Origin of the sequence: Pseudomonas sp. PvP025 (assembly GCF_017832155.1) — a bacterium.
GTDB lineage: Bacteria > Pseudomonadota > Gammaproteobacteria > Pseudomonadales > Pseudomonadaceae > Aquipseudomonas.
Window position 1 is genome coordinate 1,862,030 of the sequence record NZ_JAFIBJ010000001.1, and the last position, 21,970, is coordinate 1,883,999.

At 60.2% G+C, this 21,970-nt stretch carries 20 protein-coding genes; 17 read left to right on the forward strand and 3 right to left on the reverse strand.

Annotation, left to right across the window (positions count from 1 at the left end):
• Positions 1–43: 43 nt before the first annotated feature.
• Positions 44–751 (forward strand): arginyltransferase, encoded by a 708-nt coding sequence (locus tag JOE32_RS07520; protein WP_209982822.1) that lies wholly within the window; start codon positions 44–46, stop codon positions 749–751.
• A gap of 100 nt (positions 752–851) precedes the next feature.
• Positions 852–1,070 carry a translation initiation factor IF-1 gene (gene infA, locus JOE32_RS07525; RefSeq protein WP_002553999.1) on the forward strand — a complete coding sequence of 73 codons (219 nt, stop codon included), beginning with the start codon at positions 852–854 and terminating at the stop codon, positions 1,068–1,070.
• A 162-nt stretch (positions 1,071–1,232) separates the two neighbouring features.
• Here the strand turns inward: infA and clpA are convergent, their stop codons facing one another.
• On the reverse strand, positions 1,233–3,503 hold the full coding sequence (clpA, locus tag JOE32_RS07530) for an ATP-dependent Clp protease ATP-binding subunit ClpA (protein ID WP_057007510.1): 2,271 nt from the start codon (positions 3,501–3,503) through the stop codon (positions 1,233–1,235).
• 29 nt (positions 3,504–3,532) lie between these two features.
• A complete protein-coding gene (clpS, locus tag JOE32_RS07535) occupies positions 3,533–3,901 on the reverse strand; it encodes an ATP-dependent Clp protease adapter ClpS (protein WP_057007511.1) in 369 nt (122 codons plus the stop codon).
• 223 nt (positions 3,902–4,124) lie between these two features.
• Here clpS and cspD point away from each other — a divergent pair, with 223 nt between their 5' ends.
• The gene (gene cspD, locus JOE32_RS25110; protein WP_209982824.1) at positions 4,125–4,430 is read left to right on the forward strand and encodes a cold shock domain-containing protein CspD; all 306 of its coding nucleotides are present in this window, start codon (positions 4,125–4,127) and stop codon (positions 4,428–4,430) included.
• A gap of 74 nt (positions 4,431–4,504) precedes the next feature.
• Here cspD and icd read toward each other — a convergent pair whose 3' ends face one another.
• Positions 4,505–5,761, reverse strand: coding sequence for an NADP-dependent isocitrate dehydrogenase (gene icd / locus JOE32_RS07545; protein ID WP_209982826.1), 1,257 nt, complete (start codon positions 5,759–5,761; stop codon positions 4,505–4,507).
• Positions 5,762–6,258: 497 nt separating this feature from the next.
• Between icd and JOE32_RS07550 the strand changes: the two genes are divergently transcribed.
• From JOE32_RS07550 to nuoF, 14 genes are all read left to right on the forward strand, one after another.
• Positions 6,259–8,484, forward strand: a complete 2,226-nt coding sequence (locus JOE32_RS07550; RefSeq protein ID WP_209982828.1) for an NADP-dependent isocitrate dehydrogenase — start codon at positions 6,259–6,261, stop codon at positions 8,482–8,484.
• 133 nt (positions 8,485–8,617) lie between these two features.
• Positions 8,618–9,064, forward strand: a complete 447-nt coding sequence (locus JOE32_RS07555; RefSeq protein ID WP_209982831.1) for an NUDIX hydrolase — start codon at positions 8,618–8,620, stop codon at positions 9,062–9,064.
• Positions 9,065–9,123: 59 nt separating this feature from the next.
• Positions 9,124–10,248 (forward strand): tRNA 2-thiouridine(34) synthase MnmA, encoded by a 1,125-nt coding sequence (gene mnmA, locus JOE32_RS07560; RefSeq protein ID WP_209982833.1) that lies wholly within the window; start codon positions 9,124–9,126, stop codon positions 10,246–10,248.
• Complete coding sequence (gene hflD / locus JOE32_RS07565; RefSeq protein WP_209982835.1) at positions 10,245–10,868, forward strand: high frequency lysogenization protein HflD; 624 nt, start codon at positions 10,245–10,247, stop codon at positions 10,866–10,868. Before mnmA ends, hflD begins: the two co-directional genes overlap by 4 nt.
• 125 nt (positions 10,869–10,993) lie before the next feature.
• Entirely contained in the window at positions 10,994–12,364 is a 1,371-nt protein-coding gene (gene purB, locus JOE32_RS07570; RefSeq protein WP_209982837.1) for an adenylosuccinate lyase, read from the forward strand.
• Positions 12,365–12,447: 83 nt separating this feature from the next.
• Positions 12,448–13,614 (forward strand): cupin domain-containing protein, encoded by a 1,167-nt coding sequence (locus JOE32_RS07575; protein WP_209982839.1) that lies wholly within the window; start codon positions 12,448–12,450, stop codon positions 13,612–13,614.
• Entirely contained in the window at positions 13,607–14,029 is a 423-nt protein-coding gene (locus JOE32_RS07580) for a GNAT family N-acetyltransferase (protein WP_209982841.1), read from the forward strand. The genes JOE32_RS07575 and JOE32_RS07580 overlap by 8 nt, the downstream gene beginning before the upstream one ends.
• 221 nt (positions 14,030–14,250) lie before the next feature.
• Complete coding sequence (locus JOE32_RS07585) at positions 14,251–14,976, forward strand: secretin N-terminal domain-containing protein (RefSeq protein WP_209982842.1); 726 nt, start codon at positions 14,251–14,253, stop codon at positions 14,974–14,976.
• A gap of 179 nt (positions 14,977–15,155) precedes the next feature.
• Entirely contained in the window at positions 15,156–16,481 is a 1,326-nt protein-coding gene (aceA, locus tag JOE32_RS07590) for an isocitrate lyase (RefSeq protein WP_209982845.1), read from the forward strand.
• 635 nt (positions 16,482–17,116) lie between these two features.
• Positions 17,117–17,530: an NADH-quinone oxidoreductase subunit A gene (locus JOE32_RS07595; RefSeq protein ID WP_015372409.1), complete on the forward strand. Its 414-nt coding sequence runs from the start codon at positions 17,117–17,119 to the stop codon at positions 17,528–17,530.
• Positions 17,531–17,540: 10 nt separating this feature from the next.
• Positions 17,541–18,215, forward strand: a complete 675-nt coding sequence (locus JOE32_RS07600; RefSeq protein WP_012724951.1) for an NADH-quinone oxidoreductase subunit B — start codon at positions 17,541–17,543, stop codon at positions 18,213–18,215.
• A 71-nt stretch (positions 18,216–18,286) separates the two neighbouring features.
• Positions 18,287–20,071: an NADH-quinone oxidoreductase subunit C/D gene (gene nuoC, locus JOE32_RS07605; RefSeq protein ID WP_209982847.1), complete on the forward strand. Its 1,785-nt coding sequence runs from the start codon at positions 18,287–18,289 to the stop codon at positions 20,069–20,071.
• Between the two features lie 2 nt (positions 20,072–20,073).
• Positions 20,074–20,571 carry an NADH-quinone oxidoreductase subunit NuoE gene (gene nuoE, locus JOE32_RS07610; protein ID WP_209982849.1) on the forward strand — a complete coding sequence of 166 codons (498 nt, stop codon included), beginning with the start codon at positions 20,074–20,076 and terminating at the stop codon, positions 20,569–20,571.
• Complete coding sequence (gene nuoF / locus JOE32_RS07615) at positions 20,568–21,926, forward strand: NADH-quinone oxidoreductase subunit NuoF (protein ID WP_003232078.1); 1,359 nt, start codon at positions 20,568–20,570, stop codon at positions 21,924–21,926. The genes nuoE and nuoF overlap by 4 nt, the downstream gene beginning before the upstream one ends.
• The last annotated feature ends 44 nt before the right edge of the window (positions 21,927–21,970 follow it).

Genomic DNA, 21,970 nt, shown 5'->3' on the forward strand with positions numbered 1-21,970 from the left:
ACCTGGCTTACACTTATTTCAACGCTTATCCCGAGGGTTGATCATGACCGAGCTGGCGCGCTTGAAGTTTTATGCCACTCAAGCCCACTCCTGCAGCTATCTGCCCGATGAGCAGGCCACCACGCTGTTCCTCGACCCCAGCCAGCCCATGGACGTGCATGTGTACGCCGACCTCTCGGAGATGGGATTTCGGCGCAGCGGCGATCACCTGTACCGACCACACTGCCAGCACTGCAATGCCTGCGTGCCGGCACGCATCCCGGTTGCGCAGTTTGTGCCGGACCGCAACCAGAAGCGCATTCTCAAGCGCAACGCCGACCTTACGGTGACGCCGGCCCTGCCCAGGTTCACCGAGGAATACTTCGACCTCTATCAGCGCTATATCGAACAGCGGCATGCCGACGGCGATATGTTCCCGCCCAGCCGCGACCAGTTTTCCACCTTTCTGGTGCGTGACCTGCCCTTTTCACGTTTTTACGAGTTTCGCCTGGAAGGCCGCCTGGTGGCCGTCGCCGTCACAGACTTGCTGCCCAACGGCCTGTCGGCGGTGTACACCTTCTATGAGCCCAGGGAAGAGCGCCGCAGCCTCGGACGTTTTGCAATCCTGTGGCAGATCGGCGAAACGCTGCGCCAGGAACTGGAGGCGGTGTACCTCGGTTACTGGATCAAAAACTGCCAAAAGATGAACTACAAGACCCAATATCGGCCCATTGAGCTGCTGATTAATCAAAGATGGGTGACGCTTAACTAGAACCCCTTGGCTTGAACACTCTTTTTCGGGCACAATGCACGCCGCTTTTGCCTGGCGCAGTTGCACCGGGCCATTCACTGGATACCGAGGGCTTTACTGCATGTCGAAAGAAGACAGCTTCGAAATGGAAGGCACTGTCGTCGACACCCTGCCCAACACCATGTTTCGTGTGGAGTTGGAAAATGGGCACGTCGTAACCGCGCATATCTCCGGCAAGATGCGCAAGAACTACATCCGTATTCTTACCGGTGACAAAGTGCGCGTCGAGCTGACGCCCTATGACTTGAGCAAAGGGCGCATCACTTACCGCGCTCGCTAAGCAAGTCAATACAAAACGCCCGGTTATGCCGGGCGTTTTTGTGTGTGCGTATTATTTATTTACCAACACCGCCCTCCCACATTTTGATCTCTGCTGTGTTGAAAGTGGATTGTAGACAGCAAAAAGGCGCCTTTCGGCGCCTTTTGTATTGCTGTGGAACGATCAGGCCATTTCTGCGGTGGTCTCGAACTCGAAGGTCAGCTCGCCATCCTTCAAATCGATATGCACCACCCCACCATGATCGGCCAGTTCGCCGAACAGGATCTCTTCGGCCAATGGCCGCTTGATCTTGTCCTGGATCAGACGCGCCATCGGGCGAGCGCCCATTGCCGCGTCGTAACCACCCTCGGCGATCCAGCTGCGCGCCGCTTCCGTTACGTCCAACTGCACGCGCTTGTCTTCCAGTTGCGCCTGAAGTTCGGTAAGGAATTTGTCCACCACGCTTTTGATAACCTCATGGCTGAGGCGACCAAACTGGATGATGGTGTCCAGACGGTTGCGGAACTCCGGCGTAAAGCTCTTCTTGATCACTTCCATTGCATCGGAAGAGTGATCCTGATGACTGAAGCCAATCGAAGCCCGCGCGGCGGTTTCGGCACCGGCGTTGGTGGTCATGATCACGATCACGTTGCGGAAGTCCGCCTTGCGCCCGTTGTTGTCGGTCAGGGTGCCGTGGTCCATCACCTGCAACAGCAGATTGAAGACTTCCGGGTGGGCCTTCTCGATTTCATCGAGCAGCAGCACGCAATGCGGTTGCTTGGTGATCGCCTCGGTCAACAGACCGCCCTGGTCGAAACCGACATAGCCGGGTGGCGCACCGATCAGACGCGAAACGGTGTGGCGCTCCATGTATTCGGACATGTCGAAGCGCACCAGCTCAATACCCATGGCCTTGGCCAGTTGCCGCGCCGCTTCGGTCTTGCCGACGCCGGTAGGACCTGCGAACAGGAACGAACCGACCGGTTTGTCCGGCGACTTGAGGCCCGCACGCGACAGCTTGATGGCCGTGGACAGCGAATCGATCGCCGCATCCTGGCCGAACACAGTGAGCTTGAGGTCACGTTCCAGGTTACGCAGCAGCTCCTTGTCGGAACTGGTGACGTGTTTTGGCGGAATCCGCGCGATCTTCGCCACGATGTCCTCAACCTGAGGCACATCAATGCGCTTCACACGTTTTTCGACCGGCTGCAGGCGCTGGTAGGCACCCGCCTCGTCAATCACGTCGATGGCCTTGTCCGGCATATGCCGGTCATTGATGTAGCGTGACGCCAGCTCGGCCGCCGCGCGCAACGCCTCATCGGTGTACTCGATGCCATGGTGCGCTTCGAAGCGCCCCTTGAGCCCGCGCAGAATGCCGATGGTGTCTTCGACAGAAGGCTCGGAAACATCGACTTTCTGGAAGCGCCGTGCCAGCGCACGGTCTTTCTCGAAGATGCCGCGAAATTCCTGGAATGTCGTCGAACCGATGCAACGGATATCACCCGACGACAATAATGGCTTGAGCAGGTTGGAAGCATCCATCACCCCGCCGGACGCCGCACCGGCACCGATGATGGTGTGGATTTCGTCGATGAACAGAATGGCTTGCGGGCGTTTTTTCAGCTCGCCGAGCAACGCCTTGAAGCGCTTCTCGAAGTCGCCACGGTACTTGGTACCGGCGAGCAACGCGCCGAGATCAAGGGAGTAGACGACGCTGTTGGCCAGCAGATCCGGCACCTGGTTGTCGACGATGCGCTTGGCCAGGCCTTCGGCAATCGCGGTCTTGCCAACGCCCGCCTCACCCACCAGCAACGGGTTGTTCTTGCGCCGACGTGCAAGGATCTGCGCCACGCGCTCGACTTCAAGCTCACGCCCTACCAGCGGATCGATCCGCCCCTGGCGCGCCAGTTCGTTGAGGTTGCTGGCATAAGCGTCCAGCGGGTTGCTTGAAGAAGAAGACTCACCGCCCTCGTCGTCCTGCATATCCTGCTCACCCTCGGAATGATCGCCGTGCCCGGGCACCTTGGAGATACCGTGGGCGATGTAATTGACCACATCGATACGGGCCACGCTCTGCTGCTTGAGCAGGAACACGGCCTGGCTTTCCTGTTCGCTGAAGATGGCCACAAGCACATTGGCGCCGGTGACTTCACGCTTGCCGGAGCTCTGAACGTGGAACACTGCACGCTGCAAGACCCGCTGAAAGCCCAGGGTTGGCTGGGTTTCGCGGTCCTCGTCATGCACGGGGATCAGCGGCGTGGTGGAGTCGATAAACTCCTGCAGGTCATGCTTGAGTTTGTCGAGGTTGGCGCCGCACGCACGTAGAACGGTGGCGGCAGCTTCGTTATCCAAAAGTGCCAGCAGCAGGTGCTCGACGGTCATGAATTCATGACGCTTCGAACGAGCCTCCTTGAAGGCAAGATTGAGGGTGACTTCGAGCTCGCGGTTTAACATAGCTTCACCTCATACCCAAGTGGTCGGCGTTAACCGTCCTTCTCGATTTCACAGAGTAGCGGATGCTGGCTTTCCCTGGCGTACTGGTTGACCTGCATGGCCTTTGTCTCGGCGATGTCGCGGGTAAACACTCCACATACTGCTCGTCCTTCTGTGTGAACGGCCAGCATTACCTTGGTCGCCAACTCGCGGTTCAGGTTAAAAAACACCTCGAGCACTTCGACCACGAAATCCATCGGTGTGTAGTCATCATTGAACAAAACCACCTTGTACATCGGCGGCGCCTGTAAAGCAGGCTTGGCCTCCTGAACAGCAATGCCTGCAGAACCGTCGTCATCGTGTTGGTGATCCGGGCGATCCTGATTGAAGGTTAGTCGAATCTGGCTGATTGCATGCATGGAAAGAAAGGTTCGTCAGTGGTTCAATAACAGTGGTGGGGGCGGGCTGTCAGAATTTCAACTCCCGACGGCGGGTCGCCTTGACTATCGGCAAATCGGTGTTACAACCAATAGAACCCACAGTGGGTAAAAAAGGTCCGCGCAGTCAACCTTATTTATTCGGGTTAGGACGGATAAACTGGATGATACTCCAGTGATGGAGTCTGGTGCAGAGGGATATGGTATGTCTGGCGTCAAGATCAATGGCAAGGTCAAATGGTTTAACAATGCCAAAGGCTACGGCTTCATTAATGAAATCGGGAAAAATGAAGACCTCTTTGCGCATTATTCGGCGATTACCATGGATGGGTATAAAACGCTGAAAGCGGGCCAGGAAGTGACGTTTGAGGTTATCCAGGGGCCCAAGGGGCTGCATGCCGTCGCTATCTGTGCGGCTTGCGCGGCAGACTCAAGCAAAACCCACGACGAGGCACACGAGAAAACCGCTGACAACGAGGCCTCCCCATCAAAGGTTAAACAACCGGCCTGACCCGCCACCCCGGTACAGAGCCTAAAAAAACCGGCCACTTTGACTGAAAAGGTGGCCGTTTTTTTTGGGGTCGCTTACATATGCGAAATCAACGCCTCGCCAAAGCCCGACGACGACACCAGCGTGGCCCCGTCCATCAGGCGTTCGAAGTCATACGTCACAGTCTTGGCCGAAATAGCCCCGTTAGTGCCTTTAATGATCAGGTCTGCTGCCTCGGTCCAGCCCATATGGCGCAACATCATTTCCGCCGACAGAATCAGCGAGCCCGGGTTGACCTGGTCCTTGCCTGCGTACTTGGGCGCCGTCCCATGGGTAGCCTCGAACATGGCCACGGTGTCGGACAGGTTGGCCCCCGGCGCAATGCCGATCCCCCCCACTTCCGCCGCCAGCGCATCGGACAGGTAGTCACCGTTCAGGTTGAGCGTGGCGATCACGTCATATTCAGCCGGCCGCAGCAGGATCTGCTGAAGCATGGCGTCGGCAATGGCGTCCTTGACCACCACATTCCTGCCCGTTTTGGGATTCTTGAACTGCATCCATGGGCCGCCGTCGAGCAGGGTCGCGCCAAATTCCTTCTCGGCGATGCCGTAGGCCCACTCCTTAAAGGCGCCCTCGGTGAACTTCATGATGTTGCCTTTGTGCACGATGGTCAGCGACTCACGGTCATTGTCCACCACGTACTGCAGGGCCTTGCGCGCCAGACGCTCGGTACCTTCTTTAGAGACGGGCTTGACGCCAATCCCGCAATCCTGGTCGAAGCGGATCTTGGTGACGCCCATTTCCTCCTTGAGAAACTTGATCACCTTGATCGCTTCCGGCGAGCCGGCCTTCCATTCGATGCCTGCGTAAATGTCCTCGGAGTTTTCGCGGAAGATGGTCATGTCCACATCCCCTGGCTTTCTCACCGGGCTGGGTACACCTTCGAACCAGCGTACCGGGCGCAGGCACACGTACAGGTCCAGCTGCTGGCGCAGGGCCACGTTCAGCGAACGGATCCCGCCGCCCACTGGCGTGGTCAGCGGGCCCTTGATGGACACCACGTAATCCTTGACCGCATCGAGGGTTTCCTGGGGCAGCCAGGTGTCCTGATCGTAGACCTGAGTGGCCTTCTCGCCGGCATACACCTCCATCCAGGAGATTTTGCGTTTGCCACCGTAGGCCTTTTCAACCGCTGCATCGACCACCTTGATCATTACCGGGCTGATGTCGACGCCGATGCCATCACCTTCAATGTAAGGGATGATCGGGTGGTCAGGCACATTGAGCGAATGGTCTGCATTGACGGTGATTTTGTCGCCGACGGCCGGAACCTGAATCTTCTGGTATCCCATGCTGAACTCCATCTATGGATTGAACATCTGGCTGCGTTCGAGCCTACTCCAGATAAATGACACCTGACACCTGGCGCCCTGCTCATTTGCATCGAAAACAGCATCATTTGTCGCCTACAAGCTTTATACCCATGGCAAAATCGCCAATCCTGAGCACATCGCGCAACCTCAAGCCTGCCCCGCCCGCCTGCGACCTTTAGACCAATGGACGACACACCTTTTGTGTGAAGGCTCTACGTGAGCATAGCGACCTATGTATAATGCCGCCGCTGACCCAAGAGTCACGACGGCTGACCGCTCTGGAACAGGTGCCTTCAGCTGCCGAGCCGGACTACTACAATAGTCCACCCGCTTGACGCTCGACTGATGCAACTCAACATCACCGCGAAGAAACCTCGACATTTCGCTCATGGATGACTTTGAACGAACGCGCTCAACCCAGGCGCATCTCGAGTTTCTGCGCACGCTTTCAGCAAATGAAGAGAGTTAATCCGAATATGCCCACCCGCTCGAAGATCATCTATACCTTCACCGACGAAGCCCCGGCCCTCGCCACCTATTCATTGCTGCCTATCGTAGAGGCCTTCACCGCCTCCGCTGATATTGCCGTGGAAACCCGCGATATTTCCCTCGCCGGGCGCATCCTCGCAAGCTTCCCCGAGCAACTGGGCGCCAAGGCTGTAGCGGACCACCTCGCCGAACTGGGCGACCTGGCCGTAACCCCTGAAGCCAACATCATCAAGCTGCCTAACATCAGCGCCTCGACCCCGCAGCTGCAAGCCGCGATCAAGGAACTGCAGGCCCAGGGCTATGCCCTGCCGGACTACCCGGAAACCGTAACCACCGACGCGGAAAAAGAAACCCGTGCGCGTTACGACAAGGTCAAGGGCAGCGCCGTGAACCCGGTACTGCGCGAAGGCAACTCCGACCGCCGCGCACCGCTGTCGGTCAAGAACTACGCGCGCAAGCACCCGCATAAAATGGGCGCCTGGGCAGCTGACTCCAAGTCCCACATCGCGCACATGAGCAATGGCGACTTCTACGGCAGCGAAAAATCCGTACAGATCGACGCCGCTGACGCAGTGAAGATCGAACTGGTCGCTCAGGACGGCACTGCCAGCGTCCTCAAAGAAAAGACCTCGGTACAGGCCGGCGAAATCATCGACACCGCCGTGCTGAGCAAAAACGCACTGCGCAGCTTCATCGCCGCCGAAATCGAAGACGCCAAAAAACAGGGCGTGCTGCTGTCGGTTCACCTCAAAGCCACCATGATGAAGGTCTCCGACCCGATCATGTTCGGCCAGATCGTTGCCGAGTTCTATAAGGACGCCCTGGCCAAGCACGCCGCCGTGCTTGAGCAGATCGGCTTCAACCTGAACAACGGCATCGGCGACCTGTACGCACGCATCAAGGCCCTGCCGGCCGAGCAGCAAGCGCAGATCGAAGCGGATATCCAGGCGGTCTACGCCGCTCGCCCATCCCTGGCGATGGTCAACTCCGACAAGGGCATCACCAACCTGCACGTGCCGAGCGACGTGATCGTCGACGCCTCGATGCCGGCAATGATCCGTGACTCCGGCAAGATGTGGGGCACCGACGGCCAGTTGCACGACACCAAGGCCGTGATCCCGGATCGCTGCTACGCGACCATCTACCAGGCCGTCATCGAAGACTGCAAGGCTCATGGCGCCTTCGACCCGACTACCATGGGCAGCGTGCCGAACGTGGGCCTGATGGCCAAGAAAGCCGAAGAGTACGGCTCCCACGACAAGACGTTCCAGATCAAGGCTGACGGCGTTGTGCGCGTCACCGACAGCAAGGGCAACCTGCTGATGGAACAGACCGTCGAAGCCGGCGACATCTTCCGCATGTGCCAGACCAAGGACGCGCCGATTCAGGACTGGGTCAAGCTCGCCGTCAACCGTGCCCGCGCCAGCGACACCCCGGCCATCTTCTGGCTCGATCCGCAGCGCGCGCACGATGGTGTCGTGGTCGAAAAAGTTCAGACCTACCTGAAAGACCACAACACCGAAGGCCTGGACATCCGCATCATGTCGCCGGTCGACGCGATGAAGTTCACCCTGGAGCGCACCCGCAAGGGCCTGGACACCATCTCGGTGACCGGCAACGTCCTGCGCGACTACCTGACCGACCTGTTCCCGATCATGGAACTGGGCACCAGCGCCAAGATGCTGTCGATCGTGCCGCTGATGAACGGCGGCGGCCTGTTCGAAACCGGCGCCGGCGGTTCGGCGCCCAAGCACGTGCAGCAACTGCTGGAAGAAAACTTCCTGCGCTGGGACTCCCTGGGCGAATTCCTGGCCCTGGCCGCGTCCCTTGAGCATCTGGGTGTGACGTACAACAACCCGAAAGCGCTGGTACTGTCCAAAACCCTGGACCAGGCCACCGGACAGTTCCTCGACAACAACAAGTCGCCTTCGCGCAAAGTCGGCAACATCGACAACCGCGGCAGCCACTTCTACCTGGCGCTGTACTGGGCCCAGGCCCTGGCCGCCCAGACTGAAGATACCGCGCTGCAGGCGCAGTTCGGCGAACTGGCGAAAACCCTGGCCGCGAACGAAGCAAGCATCGTTGCCGAGCTCAACGCCGTGCAGGGCAAGCCTGTGGACATCGGTGGCTACTACGCGCCGAACCCTGAGCTGACCAGCAAGGCCATGCGCCCGAGCAATACGCTCAATGCGGCGATTGCCAAGTTGAAGTAAGGCTGTAACGCAGTACCACGAACCCCGGCCGAGTGCCGGGGTTTGTGTTTCCACCGCTCAGTCACTGAAGAAACCCGATCAAACTGTGGCAGGGGGCTTGCTCCCACCCACACTGGCATAGAGAGACTTGCCCATGACCTGGCTCCCCCACATCACCGTCGCCACCCTCGTCGAAGACAACGGCCGCTTCCTGATGGTCGAAGAACTCAAGGGCGGCCGCGCCGTGCTCAATCAGCCCGCCGGGCATCTGGAGCCCAATGAGACCCTCACCGAAGCCGCCGTGCGCGAAACCCTCGAAGAAACCGGCTGGGACGTCGAAGCCACCGGCATCGTCGGCATTTATCTCTACACCGCACCGAGCAATGGCGTGACCTACCAGCGTGTATGCTTTATCGCCAAAGCGCTTAAGCACCACACCGACTATCAACTCGACGAAGGCATCCTGCGCGCCCGCTGGCTGTCCCGCGACGAATTGATCGCCCTGCGCGCCGACTGGCGCAGCGAGCTGATCATCCGCTGTATCGATGATTATCTGGCCGGCCAGAAGCACAGTCTGGAATTGATCCGCCCTTCTCTTTAGCCTTAGCGGCTGCGGCCTGCTAGAATCGCGTCCTTTTTCAAGACACCCGTTGAAACCCTATGCGTGATCCAGCCCCTTCTGACACACAAAAGAAGCGCGTCATCGTCGGCATGTCCGGCGGCGTGGATTCTTCCGTTTCCGCCGTTCTGCTCATGGAGCAGGGTTATGAGGTGGAAGGCCTGTTCATGAAGAACTGGGAAGAAGACGATGGAACGGAATACTGCACTGCCATGGACGACCTGGCGGATGCCCAGGCCGTGTGCGACAAGATCGGCATCAAGCTGCACACCGCCAACTTCGCCGCCGAGTACTGGGACAATGTGTTCGAGCACTTCCTGGCCGAATACAAGGCCGGCCGCACGCCGAACCCGGACATCCTGTGCAACCGCGAAATCAAGTTCAAGGCGTTCCTCGACTACGCCCTGATGCTCGGCGCCGACCTGATCGCCACCGGGCATTATGTGCGCCGCCGCGATATCGATGGCCGCACCGAATTGCTCAAGGGCCTGGACCCGAACAAGGACCAGAGCTACTTCCTGCACGCCGTCGGCGGCGAACAGATCGCCAAGACCCTGTTCCCGGTGGGCGAACTGGAAAAACCCGAAGTGCGCAGGATCGCCGAGCAACACGGCCTGGCCACCGCCAAGAAGAAGGACTCCACCGGCATCTGCTTTATCGGTGAGCGCCGTTTCAGCGATTTTCTCAAGCAGTACCTGCCGGCGCAGCCGGGCGAGATCAAAACCCCTTCAGGCGAAGTGATCGGCCGCCACCACGGCCTGATGTACCACACCATCGGCCAGCGCCAGGGCCTGGGCATCGGCGGCTTGAAGGACGCCGGCGAAGAGCCGTGGTACGTGCTGGTCAAGGACCTGGAACACAACGTGCTGATCGTCGGCCAGGGCAACGAGCACCCGCTGCTGTTCTCCGGCGCGCTGCTCGCTTCCGAGATCTACTGGGTCAACCCTGTAGACCTCAGCACGCCGCGCCGCCTGACCGCCAAGGTGCGCTATCGCCAGGGCGACCAGCCCTGCACCCTGGAAAAAACCGCCAACGGCTACCGCGCCACCTTCGACGACCCGCAACGCGCGGTCACGCCAGGCCAGTCCGTGGTGTTCTACGACGGCGAAATCTGCCTGGGCGGCGGCGTGATTGAAGTCGCGCAAGCCTGGAGCCACCCGGCATGAGCCCGACCCAGGAGCAATTGACGGCGCTCGGCGGCGTGTTCCTCGCGGCGGTGCTGGTGGACAAGATCGCCAGAACCGGCCAGGTCACCGAAGCCGGCCTGACCTGCATGCTCGGCAGCCTGCTGATCCGCGACCCCAAGGACACTCTGGAAGTCTACGGTGGCGACGATCTGGCGCTGCGTGAAGGCTACCGCGCACTGATCGGCGCCCTGGAGCGCGACCCCAGCACCCTGCAGCGCGAGCCGTTGCGCTACGCCCTGTCGATGCTCGGCCTGGAGCGTCAACTGGCCAAGCGCGACGACCTGCTCGACACCATCGGCAAACGCCTGCCGCAGATCCAGTCCCAGGTTGAACACTTCGGCCCGGCCCACGAAAACGTGGTCGCCGCCTGCGGCGCGCTGTACCAGGACACCCTGAGCACCCTGCGCCAGCGCATCCAGGTGCACGGCGACATGCGCAACCTGCAGCAACCGAACAACGCCTCGAAGATCCGCGCCCTGCTGCTGGCCGGTATTCGTTCGGCGCGGTTGTGGCGTCAGTTGGGCGGCCATCGCTGGCAGCTGGTGATCAGCCGACGCAAATTGCTCAAAGAGCTTTACCCGTTGATGCGCAACGAATAAGTCGCCGCAACAGACTGTTTTCACGCCGTTACGCGTAATACGCCGGTCAGTTGGCAACGGACCGGCGGATCTTTTCATGTATGATACGCGCCCCATTTCGTTGCCCGACTGTCCGAGAGCACCCCATGCAGCTTTCTTCGCTCACTGCGGTTTCCCCTGTTGACGGCCGCTACGCCGGCAAAACCCAGGCCCTGCGCCCTATTTTCAGCGAGTACGGCCTGATCCGTGCGCGCGTGCTGGTTGAAGTGCGCTGGCTCCAGCGCCTGGCCGCTCACCCTGGCATCAGCGAAGTGCCGGCGTTCTCCGCCGAAGCCAACGCAGTGCTCAACACCCTGGCGGACAACTTCGCCCTGGAGCACGCCGAGCGTGTGAAAGAGATCGAGCGCACCACCAACCACGACGTCAAAGCCATTGAGTACCTGCTCAAGGAGCAGGCGGCCAAGCTGCCGGAACTGGCCCAGGTCAGCGAGTTCATCCACTTTGCCTGCACCAGCGAGGACATCAACAACCTGTCCCACGCCCTGATGCTGCGCGAAGGCCGTGATGACGTGATGCTGCCGCTGATGCGCCAGACTGCCGAGGCCATCCGTGAGCTGGCCATCCGTTTCGCCGCCGTGCCGATGCTGTCGCGTACCCACGGTCAGCCGGCGTCGCCGACCACTTTGGGCAAAGAACTGGCCAACGTGGTGTACCGCCTGGAACGCCAGATCGCTCAGGTGGCGGCCGTGCCGTTGCTGGGCAAGATCAACGGCGCCGTGGGCAACTACAACGCGCACCTCTCGGCCTACCCCGAGATCGACTGGGAAGAAAACGCCCGCGCCTTCATCGAAGACGAGCTGGGCCTGGGCTTCAACCCCTACACCACGCAGATCGAACCCCACGACTACATCGCCGAGCTGTTCGACGCCATTGCGCGCTTCAACACCATCCTGATCGACTTCGACCGTGATATCTGGGGCTACATCTCCCTGGGCTACTTCAAGCAGCGCACCATTGCCGGCGAAATCGGTTCCTCGACCATGCCGCACAAGGTCAACCCGATCGATTTCGAAAACTCCGAAGGCAACCTCGGCATCGCCAACGCACTGTTCCAGCACCTGGCCAGCAAGTTGCCGATCTCCCGCTGGCAGCGCGACCTGACCGACTCCACCGTACTGCGCAACCTCGGCGTGGGCTTTGCCCATAGCGTGATCGCGTACGAAGCCAGCCTCAAAGGCATCAGCAAGCTTGAGCTCAACGAGCAGAAAATCGCCGCTGACCTGGACGCTTGCTGGGAAGTGCTGGCCGAGCCGATCCAGACCGTGATGCGCCGCTACAACATCGAAAACCCCTACGAAAAGCTGAAAGAATTGACGCGCGGCAAGGGCATCAGCCCTGAAGCGCTGCAAACTTTCATCGACGGCCTGGACATGCCAGCCGCGGCCAAAGCCGAGCTGAAACTGCTGACGCCGGCCAACTACATCGGCAACGCTGTCGCGCAAGCCAAGCGCATCTGACCATCGCAAGACCCTTGAGACGCCCGGCCGCGCCGGGCGTTTTCATTTCAGTCTTAAAAGTGCTTTTTTTCAATAGGTTACACATGAATCCTGATATCCCTCTTCAACTCTTGGGCGGCATCACGGCACGGGAGTTCCTGCGCGACTACTGGCAGAAGAAACCCTTGCTGATCCGTCAGGCCATCCCCGATTTCGAAAGCCCGATCGACGCCGACGAACTGGCAGGCCTGGCGCTGGAAGAAGAAGTCGAATCGCGCCTGGTGATCGAGCATGGCGAACGTCCATGGGAACTGCGTCGCGGGCCGTTCGCCGAAGACGCTTTCAGCACCCTGCCCGAGCGCGAGTGGACCCTGCTGGTGCAGGCGGTTGACCAGTTCGTGCCGGAAGTGGCCGAGCTGCTGCAACAGTTCCGCTTCCTGCCGAGCTGGCGCATTGACGACGTGATGATCAGCTTCGCCGCACCGGGCGGCAGCGTGGGCCCGCACTTCGACAATTACGACGTGTTCCTGCTGCAGGCCCAGGGCAAGCGCAACTGGAAGATCGGCCAGATGTGCAACTCCGAGAGCCCGCTGCTGCAGCATGCCGACCTGCGCATCCTCGCCGACTTCGAAGAAAGCGCCGAATGGGTGCTGGAGCCGGGCGACATGCTCTACCTGCCGCCGCGCCTGGCCCATTTTGGCATCGCCGAAGACGACTGCATGACCTACTCGGTGGGTTTCCGCGCGCCAAGCGCCGCCGAAGTGCTGACCCACTTCACCGACTTCCTCAGCCAGTACCTGACCGACGAAGAACGCTACACCGACGCCGATGCACAGCCGGTCAGCGACCCACACCAGATCCAGAGCGACGCCCTCGACCGCCTCAAGAGCCTGCTGGCCGAGCACATGAGCGACGAGCGCATGCTGCTCACCTGGTTCGGCCAGTTCATGACCGAGCCGCGCTACCCGGAATTGGTGGCCGGCGAAGAGCTGGGCGAAGACGACTTCATTGCCAGCCTGCAGGACGGCGCGATCCTGGTGCGCAACCCAAGCGCGCGCCTGGCCTGGTCGGAAGTCGACGACGACGTGCTGCTGTTCGCCAGCGGCCAGAGCCGCTACCTGCCAGGCAAGCTGCGCGAGCTGCTGAAGCTGGTGTGCTCGGCCGATGCGCTGCACAGCGACAACCTCGGCCCATGGCTGGCCGACGAAGACAGCCGTGACCTGCTGTGCGAGCTGGTCAAGCAGGGCAGCCTGGGGTTCGCCGATGAATAGGATTCACGTAAGTGTCGCGGACTGGCGAAAGGATATCGACGAGATTCGGCGCATTCGTGAAGCGGTGTTTATCGCGGAACAATCGGTTCCACCCGAGCTGGAGTGGGACGCGGACGACGCGGGTGCCATGCATTTTCTGGCGTTTGAAGGCGACTTTCCCATTGGCACCGCGCGCCTGCTGCCCAGCGGCGAGATCGGCCGCGTGTCGGTACTTAAAGACTGGCGTGGACTGAGAGTGGGCGACAAGCTGATGGAAGCGGTGATCGGCGTGGCCGAGCAACGCGGGCAGACCCGGCAGTTCCTCAGTGCGCAGGTGTACGCGGCGCCGTTTTACGAGCGGCTGGGCTTCAAGATTGTCAGCGATGAGTTTCTTGAGGTCGGGATTCCGCATGTGGATATGGTGCGCGGGGACTGATCCAGGACCGCGTCGCGGCTATCGGGGGCAAGCCCCCTCCCACATTTTGACCGAGTACATCTTCAAGTGTGGGAGAGGGCTTGCCCCCGATGGCTGTTTCAGCAACACCCCAAAATGCCCTGCCTTGTCAGGGCATTTTGCTGTCCGGGATTCAACTTGCGACCCGCCAGGCCGACAAACTGGCACTATCCAAGCTTGAACCAATCGCAGAGATCACGGACATGTCCCTACGCACCCTGCTCACCGCCCTCCTCCTGACCACGAGCGTGTCCGCCATGGCCGACACGGCCGTGGTCGACCTGAGCAACCGCACCAGCGCCGACCTGCTGCCCGTGGCGCAAAACTTCATTGGCAAGGACGGCACCGTCAGCGCCTATGGCAATCAGCTGATCGTCAATGCGCAACCGGATAAAATCGAGGGTTTGCGCGCCCTGCTCGCGCAGCTGGACACACCCGCCAAGCGCCTGCTGATCACCGTCGACACCCATGAAAACAACCAGCAAACCAATGGTCAGGTGATCAGCTACAGCACCGAGAGCCGTGAAGGCGGCATCCAGCAGATCCAGGCCAGCGAAGGCGTGCCCGCACTGATCCAGGTGGGCCAGAGCGTGCCGCTGACCAGCACTCAGCAGGACAGTTACGGTCGCCTGCAGAATCAGACCCAGTACCGCAATGTCACCCAGGGTTTCTACGTCACGGCCAGCGTCACCGGCGAGACCGTTCACCTGGCGATCAGTACCAACCGTGACCGTATGAGCCAGGAACGTCCCGATGTAGTGAATGTGCAAAGTACCGACACAACCGTCAGCGGTCGTCTGGGCGAGTGGATTTCCCTGGCCGGCATCAACCGCGCGACTCAAGCCGACAAATCCTCTACAACCCGCAGCTACTCTACTCAGGGCCGCGATGACCTGACTGTACGGGTCAAAGTCGACAGCCTGAACTGAGGCACCAAAAACTGACTGACAAGTCGCACAAAGGCAAATATGTAGTGCTTTTAAAAAAGCACTACAAAACATTTGACGCCCCAAAAAAGGCTGTGCATGATGGCCTCGCTCCCGCTAATCCAGGGCCCTGGCAAGGGGCCCTTGAACCCTAACAAGACGCGACGACGAGGTTTATCTCCATGGCACTGACACGCGAACAGCAAATTGCAGCCCTCGAAAAAGACTGGGCTGAAAACCCACGCTGGAAAGGCGTGACCCGCGCTTATTCGGCTGCTGACGTCGTCCGCCTGCGCGGCTCGGTTCAACCTGAGCACACCTTTGCCAAACTCGGCGCCGAGAAGCTGTGGAACCTGGTCACCCAGGGCGCCAAGCCGTCCTTCCGCCCCGACAAGGATTTCGTCAACTGCATGGGCGCCCTCACCGGCGGCCAGGCCGTGCAGCAGGTAAAAGCCGGTATCCAGGCGATCTACCTGTCCGGCTGGCAAGTGGCGGCGGACAACAACTCCGCTGAATCCATGTACCCCGACCAGTCGCTGTACCCGGTGGACTCGGTGCCGACCGTGGTCAAGCGCATCAACAACTCGTTCCGCCGTGCCGACCAGATCCAGTGGAAAGCCGGCAAAGGCCCGGGCGACGAAGGCTACATCGACTACTTCGCCCCCATCGTGGCCGATGCCGAAGCCGGTTTCGGCGGCGTACTCAACGCCTACGAACTGATGAAAAGCATGATCGAGGCAGGCGCTGCCGGCGTGCACTTCGAAGACCAGTTGGCCTCGGTGAAAAAATGCGGCCACATGGGCGGCAAGGTGTTGGTTCCGACCCAGGAGGCGGTACAGAAGCTGACCGCTGCGCGCCTGGCCGCTGACGTGGCCGGCACCCCGACCATTATCCTTGCCCGTACCGACGCCAACGCGGCCGACCTCTTGACGTCCGATTGCGATCCGTACGACCAGCCGTTCGTGACCGGCGAACGCACTCAGGAAGGTTTCTACAAGGTGCGCGCCGGCCTCGACCAGGCCATCGCCCGTGGCCTGGCCTACGCGCCGTATGCCGACCTGATCTGGTGCGAAACCGCCAAGCCGGATCTGGACGAAGCGCGTCGTTTCGCCGAAGCGATCAAGAAGGAATACCCGGACCAGCTGCTGTCCTACAACTGCTCGCCGTCCTTCAACTGGAAGAAGAACCTGGACGACGCGACCATCGCCAAGTTCCAGCGCGAACTGTCGGCCATGGGCTACAAGCACCAGTTCATCACCCTGGCCGGCATTCACAACATGTGGCACAGCATGTTCAACCTGGCGCACGACTACGCCCGCAACGACATGACCGCCTACGTGAAGCTGCAGGAGCAGGAGTTCGCTGACGCCGCCAAGGGCTACACCTTCGTGGCGCACCAGCAGGAAGTGGGCACCGGCTACTTCGACGACATGACCACCGTGATCCAGGGCGGCACCTCGTCGGTGACTGCGCTGAAGGGTTCGACTGAAGAAGAGCAGTTCCACTAAATAACGCGTACACGGCCACTGCGGCCCCAGGGAAGACCTAACTGCAGTGCCGCGCAACAATCACGCCCCGACTGGTTCGGGGCGTTTTTTTGCCTGCACAAAACCTACCGATGCACTACAGACCAAATGTGGGAGGGGGCTTGCTCCCGATAGCGGTGGATCAGCAACAGATGAGTTGGCTGATACTCAGCTATCCGGAGCAAGCCCCCTCCCACAAGGAATTTTGCGCAAACATTGATCCAGAGCGGTATTCGCACACACCGAATCGGTTAAAAGAATCGCTGCGACAACTAAGCGACACTCAAGCAAGTAACGGCAACTTCCCCCGCCACATGAGAAACAATCGCTTAAACCCCACGCAAACAATATTCATTATCATTTGGCCGCTGAAAACTTCGTTATAGCTTAAACAAGACGTAATTGATTCAAAGCCCGCTAATGCCCGCAGAGCAAGGGCTACAGCCCCACAAAGGTGCACTATGTGCTTCATCCACCGAATAATTTCGCCGCAGGAATTTTACTTGCCCGGTGTTTAGCCATAAAATCACCGGGATTGATTGCAGTGCGACATATCGTCACTGCATCGTTACTTTTTCGAGCTCAGAGACCTTTGCTCTCTGTTAAGGATTTCCAGCATGACCGAAGCGACAGGACTCATCGCCCACAACTGGGGCTTTGCCATTTTCCTCCTCGGTGTTGTGGGGCTTTGCGCCTTCATGCTCGGCGTCTCCAGCCTCCTCGGGTCAAAAGCCTGGGGGCGCAGCAAGAATGAACCGTTCGAATCCGGCATGCTGCCTACAGGTGGCGCCCGCTTGCGGCTCTCAGCCAAATTCTATCTGGTCGCGATGCTCTTCGTGATCTTCGATATCGAAGCCCTTTTTCTCTTTGCCTGGTCTGTGTCCGTCCGCGAAAGCGGCTGGACCGGATTCGTCGAAGCCCTCGTTTTCATAGCAATTCTGTTGGCAGGCCTTGTCTACCTATTTCGAGTGGGCGCCCTTGACTGGGCTCCGGAAGCTCGTCGCAAGCGGCAAGCGAAGCTGAAACAATGAGGCTTTGGCGATGCAATACAATCTCACCAGGATCGACCCGGATGCTCCTAACGATCAGTACCCCATCGGCGAACGGGAAACCGTCTCCGATCCGTTAGAAGACCAAGTCCACAAAAACATCTACATGGGCAAGCTCGAAGACGTGCTGAGTGGCGCGGTCAACTGGGGGCGTAAAAACTCCCTGTGGCCGTACAACTTCGGCCTTTCGTGCTGCTACGTGGAAATGACCACCGCCTTCACGGCGCCCCACGACATCGCGCGCTTTGGCGCCGAAGTTATCCGGGCATCGCCGCGCCAGGCGGACTTCATGGTTATCGCCGGTACCTGCTTTATCAAGATGGCGCCGATCATTCAGCGCCTCTACGAGCAAATGCTCGAGCCAAAGTGGGTTATCTCCATGGGTTCGTGCGCCAACTCCGGTGGCATGTACGACATCTACTCCGTGGTTCAGGGGGTGGACAAGTTCCTGCCCGTGGACGTCTACGTGCCTGGCTGCCCGCCCCGCCCTGAAGCTTTTCTGCAAGGCTTGATGCTGCTGCAGGAATCGATTGGCAAGGAGCGTCGCCCGCTTTCCTGGGTCGTCGGCGATCAAGGCGTGTACCGCGCCGAGATGCCGTCACAAAAGGAACAGCGCCGCGAACAGCGAATCGCAGTCACCAACCTGCGCAGCCCCGACGAAGTCTGATCCAGCCCGCTTCTTTTATAGAACGAACACCTGGCCTCATTCTTTACGTTGACCGAAAGCGATAAAAAACCATGACTACAGGCAGTGCTCTGTACATCCCGCCTTATAAGGCAGACGACCAGGACGTGGTTGTCGAACTCAATAACCGTTTTGGCCCTGACGCCTTCACCGCCCAGGCCACACGCACCGGTATGCCGGTGCTGTGGGTGGCGCGGGCCAAGCTCGTCGAAGTCCTGAGCTTCCTGCGCAACCTGCCCAAGCCGTACGTCATGCTCTATGACCTGCATGGCGTGGACGAGCGTCTGCGCACCAAGCGCCAGGGGCTGCCCAGCGGCGCCGATTTCACCGTGTTCTACCACCTGATGTCGCTGGAACGTAACAGCGATGTGATGATCAAGGTTGCCCTCAGCGAAGGCGACCTGAGCGTGCCGACCGTCACCGGTATCTGGCCCAACGCAAGCTGGTACGAGCGCGAAGTCTGGGACATGTTCGGTATCGACTTCCCGGGCCACCCGCACCTCACGCGCATCATGATGCCGCCGACGTGGGAAGGTCACCCGTTGCGCAAGGACTACCCTGCGCGCGCCACCGAATTCGACCCCTTCAGCCTGACCCTGGCCAAGCAACAGCTCGAAGAAGAAGCCGCGCGCTTCCGCCCGGAAGACTGGGGCATGAAACGCTCCGGCACCAACGAGGACTACATGTTCCTCAACCTGGGCCCGAACCACCCTTCAGCTCACGGTGCCTTCCGCATCATCCTGCAACTGGACGGCGAAGAAATCGTCGACTGCGTGCCCGATATCGGCTACCACCACCGTGGTGCCGAAAAAATGGCCGAGCGTCAGTCCTGGCACAGCTTCATTCCGTACACCGACCGTATCGACTACCTCGGCGGCGTAATGAACAACCTGCCGTACGTGCTCTCGGTCGAGAAGCTCGCCGGTATCAAGGTGCCGGACCGCGTCGACACCATCCGCATCATGATGGCCGAGTTCTTCCGCATCACCAGCCACCTGCTGTTCCTGGGTACCTACATCCAGGACGTGGGCGCCATGACTCCGGTGTTCTTTACCTTCACCGACCGTCAACGCGCCTACAAGGTCATCGAAGCCGTCACCGGTTTCCGCCTGCACCCGGCCTGGTACCGCATCGGCGGCGTGGCGCATGACCTGCCCAACGGCTGGGAACGTCTGGTCAAGGAATTCATCGACTGGATGCCCAAGCGTCTGGACGAGTACCAAAAGGCCGCGCTGGACAACAGCATCCTCAAGGGCCGCACCATCGGCGTCGCGCAATACAACACCAAAGAGGCCCTGGAATGGGGCGTCACCGGTGCCGGCCTGCGTTCCACCGGTTGCGACTTCGACCTGCGTAAAGCGCGCCCGTACTCCGGCTACGAGAACTTCGAATTCGAGATTCCGACGGCCGCCAATGGCGATGCCTACGACCGCTGCATCGTGCGCGTCGAAGAAATGCGCCAGAGCCTGAAGATCATCGAGCAATGCATGCGCAACATGCCGGCCGGCCCGTACAAGGCGGATCACCCGCTGACGACGCCGCCGCCCAAAGAGCGCACGCTGCAGCACATCGAAACCCTGATCACGCACTTCCTGCAGGTTTCGTGGGGCCCGGTCATGCCGGCCAACGAATCCTTCCAGATGATCGAAGCGACCAAGGGTATCAACAGTTATTACCTGACGAGCGATGGCGGCACCATGAGCTACCGCACCCGGATTCGTACCCCAAGCTTCCCGCACCTGCAGCAGATCCCTTCGGTGATCAAAGGTGAAATGGTCGCGGACTTGATTGCGTACCTGGGTAGTATCGATTTCGTTATGGCCGACGTGGACCGCTAAGCATGAACAGCACGCTTATCCAGACAGACCGTTTCACCTTGAGTGAAACCGAGCGCTCGGCCATCGAGCACGAGCTGCATCACTACGAAGACCCGCGCGCGGCGTCGATCGAAGCCCTGAAGATCGTGCAGAAGGAACGTGGCTGGGTGCCGGACGGCGCCCTCTACGCCATCGGCGAGATCCTCGGCATCCCGGCCAGCGACGTTGAAGGTGTGGCCACGTTCTACAGCCAGATCTTCCGCCAGCCGGTGGGTCGCCACATCATTCGCGTGTGCGACAGCATGGTCTGCTACATCGGTGGCCACGAATCGGTGGTCAGCGAAATCCAGGCCAAACTGGGCATCGGCCTCGGCCAAACCACCGCAGACGGCCGCTTCACGCTGCTGCCGGTGTGCTGCCTGGGCAACTGCGACAAGGCGCCGGCGTTGATGATCGACGACGACACATTCGGTGACGTACAGCCTGCTGGCGTGACCCAATTGCTCGAGGGCTACCAATGACCCTGACCTCTTTCGGCCCGGCCAACCTGATCAAGCGTTCGGCCGAGACCCACCCGCTGACCTGGCGCCTGCGTGACGACGGCGAGCCGGTCTGGCTCGACGAGTACCAGACCAAGAACGGCTACGCCGCTGCACGCAAGGCCTTCGCCGACATGGCCCAGGACGATATCGTCCAGACCGTGAAAGACGCCGGCCTCAAGGGCCGCGGCGGCGCGGGCTTCCCCACCGGCGTGAAGTGGGGCCTGATGCCCAAGGACGAATCCATCAACATCCGTTACCTTTTGTGTAACGCGGATGAAATGGAGCCGAACACCTGGAAAGACCGCATGCTGATGGAGCAACTGCCCCATCTGCTGATCGAAGGCATGCTGATCAGCGCACGCGCGCTCAAGACCTACCGTGGCTACATCTTCCTGCGTGGCGAATACACCACCGCCGCCAAGCACCTCAACCGCGCCGTGGCAGAAGCCAAGGCAGCCGGCCTGCTGGGCAAGAACATCCTCGGTTCCGGTTTTGACTTCGAACTGTTCGTGCACACCGGCGCCGGGCGTTATATCTGCGGTGAAGAAACCGCACTGATCAACTCCCTCGAAGGCCGCCGCGCCAACCCGCGCTCCAAGCCGCCCTTCCCTGCCGCCGTGGGCGTGTGGGGCAAGCCGACCTGCGTGAACAACGTCGAAACCCTGTGCAACGTGCCGGCGATCATTGCCGACGGCGTGGACTGGTACAAATCGTTGGCCCGCGAAGGCAGTGAAGACATGGGCACCAAGCTCATGGGTTTCTCCGGCAAGGTCAAGAACCCTGGCCTGTGGGAGCTGCCGTTCGGCGTGACTGCACGCGAGCTGTTCGAGGACTACGCCGGCGGCATGCGCGACGGCTACACCTTGAAAGCCTGGCAGCCAGGCGGCGCCGGTACCGGCTTCCTGCTCCCTGAACACCTCGACGCACAAATGTATGCCGGCGGTATCGGCAAGGTCGGCACCCGCATGGGTACCGGCCTGGCGATGGCGGTGGACAACACCGTGAACATGGTTTCGTTGCTGCGCAACATGGAGCAGTTCTTCGCGCGTGAATCGTGCGGTTTCTGCACCCCATGCCGCGACGGTTTGCCGTGGAGCGTGAAGCTGCTGATGGCCCTGGAAAACGGCGAAGGCCGCGAGGGGGATATCGAAACCCTGCTCGGCCTGGTCGGCTTCCTCGGCCCAGGCAAGACCTTCTGTGCTCACGCACCGGGCGCCGTGGAGCCATTGGGCAGCGCAATCAAATACTTCCGCCCTGAATTCGAGGCGGGCATCGCGCCCACCCGCGCGGGCGAGCTGACTCAGGTGGTATCGCCGACCATGGTCGGCGCGTAACGCTTTAAAAGGCGAAGGGCCCGTGCCCTTCGCTTTCTCATGTG

Bases quoted from the DNA above. Each gene is read 5' to 3' on its own strand.
- aceA (WP_209982845.1), top strand. From the start codon at position 15,156: ATGGCACTGACACGCGAACAGCAAATTGCAGCCCTCGAAAAAGACTGG.
- mnmA (WP_209982833.1), top strand. From the start codon at position 9,124: ATGCGTGATCCAGCCCCTTCTGACACACAAAAGAAGCGCGTCATCGTC.
- hflD (WP_209982835.1), top strand. From the start codon at position 10,245: ATGAGCCCGACCCAGGAGCAATTGACGGCGCTCGGCGGCGTGTTCCTC.
- nuoF (WP_003232078.1), top strand. From the start codon at position 20,568: ATGACCCTGACCTCTTTCGGCCCGGCCAACCTGATCAAGCGTTCGGCC.
- JOE32_RS07595 (WP_015372409.1), top strand. From the start codon at position 17,117: ATGACCGAAGCGACAGGACTCATCGCCCACAACTGGGGCTTTGCCATT.
- JOE32_RS07520 (WP_209982822.1), top strand. From the start codon at position 44: ATGACCGAGCTGGCGCGCTTGAAGTTTTATGCCACTCAAGCCCACTCC.
- icd (WP_209982826.1), bottom strand. From the start codon at position 5,761: ATGGGATACCAGAAGATTCAGGTTCCGGCCGTCGGCGACAAAATCACC.
- clpA (WP_057007510.1), bottom strand. From the start codon at position 3,503: ATGTTAAACCGCGAGCTCGAAGTCACCCTCAATCTTGCCTTCAAGGAG.
- JOE32_RS07550 (WP_209982828.1), top strand. From the start codon at position 6,259: ATGCCCACCCGCTCGAAGATCATCTATACCTTCACCGACGAAGCCCCG.
- JOE32_RS07555 (WP_209982831.1), top strand. From the start codon at position 8,618: ATGACCTGGCTCCCCCACATCACCGTCGCCACCCTCGTCGAAGACAAC.
- infA (WP_002553999.1), top strand. From the start codon at position 852: ATGTCGAAAGAAGACAGCTTCGAAATGGAAGGCACTGTCGTCGACACC.
- clpS (WP_057007511.1), bottom strand. From the start codon at position 3,901: ATGCATGCAATCAGCCAGATTCGACTAACCTTCAATCAGGATCGCCCG.
- JOE32_RS07600 (WP_012724951.1), top strand. From the start codon at position 17,541: ATGCAATACAATCTCACCAGGATCGACCCGGATGCTCCTAACGATCAG.
- JOE32_RS07575 (WP_209982839.1), top strand. From the start codon at position 12,448: ATGAATCCTGATATCCCTCTTCAACTCTTGGGCGGCATCACGGCACGG.
- JOE32_RS07585 (WP_209982842.1), top strand. From the start codon at position 14,251: ATGTCCCTACGCACCCTGCTCACCGCCCTCCTCCTGACCACGAGCGTG.
- nuoC (WP_209982847.1), top strand. From the start codon at position 18,287: ATGACTACAGGCAGTGCTCTGTACATCCCGCCTTATAAGGCAGACGAC.
- nuoE (WP_209982849.1), top strand. From the start codon at position 20,074: ATGAACAGCACGCTTATCCAGACAGACCGTTTCACCTTGAGTGAAACC.
- cspD (WP_209982824.1), top strand. From the start codon at position 4,125: ATGTCTGGCGTCAAGATCAATGGCAAGGTCAAATGGTTTAACAATGCC.
- JOE32_RS07580 (WP_209982841.1), top strand. From the start codon at position 13,607: ATGAATAGGATTCACGTAAGTGTCGCGGACTGGCGAAAGGATATCGAC.
- purB (WP_209982837.1), top strand. From the start codon at position 10,994: ATGCAGCTTTCTTCGCTCACTGCGGTTTCCCCTGTTGACGGCCGCTAC.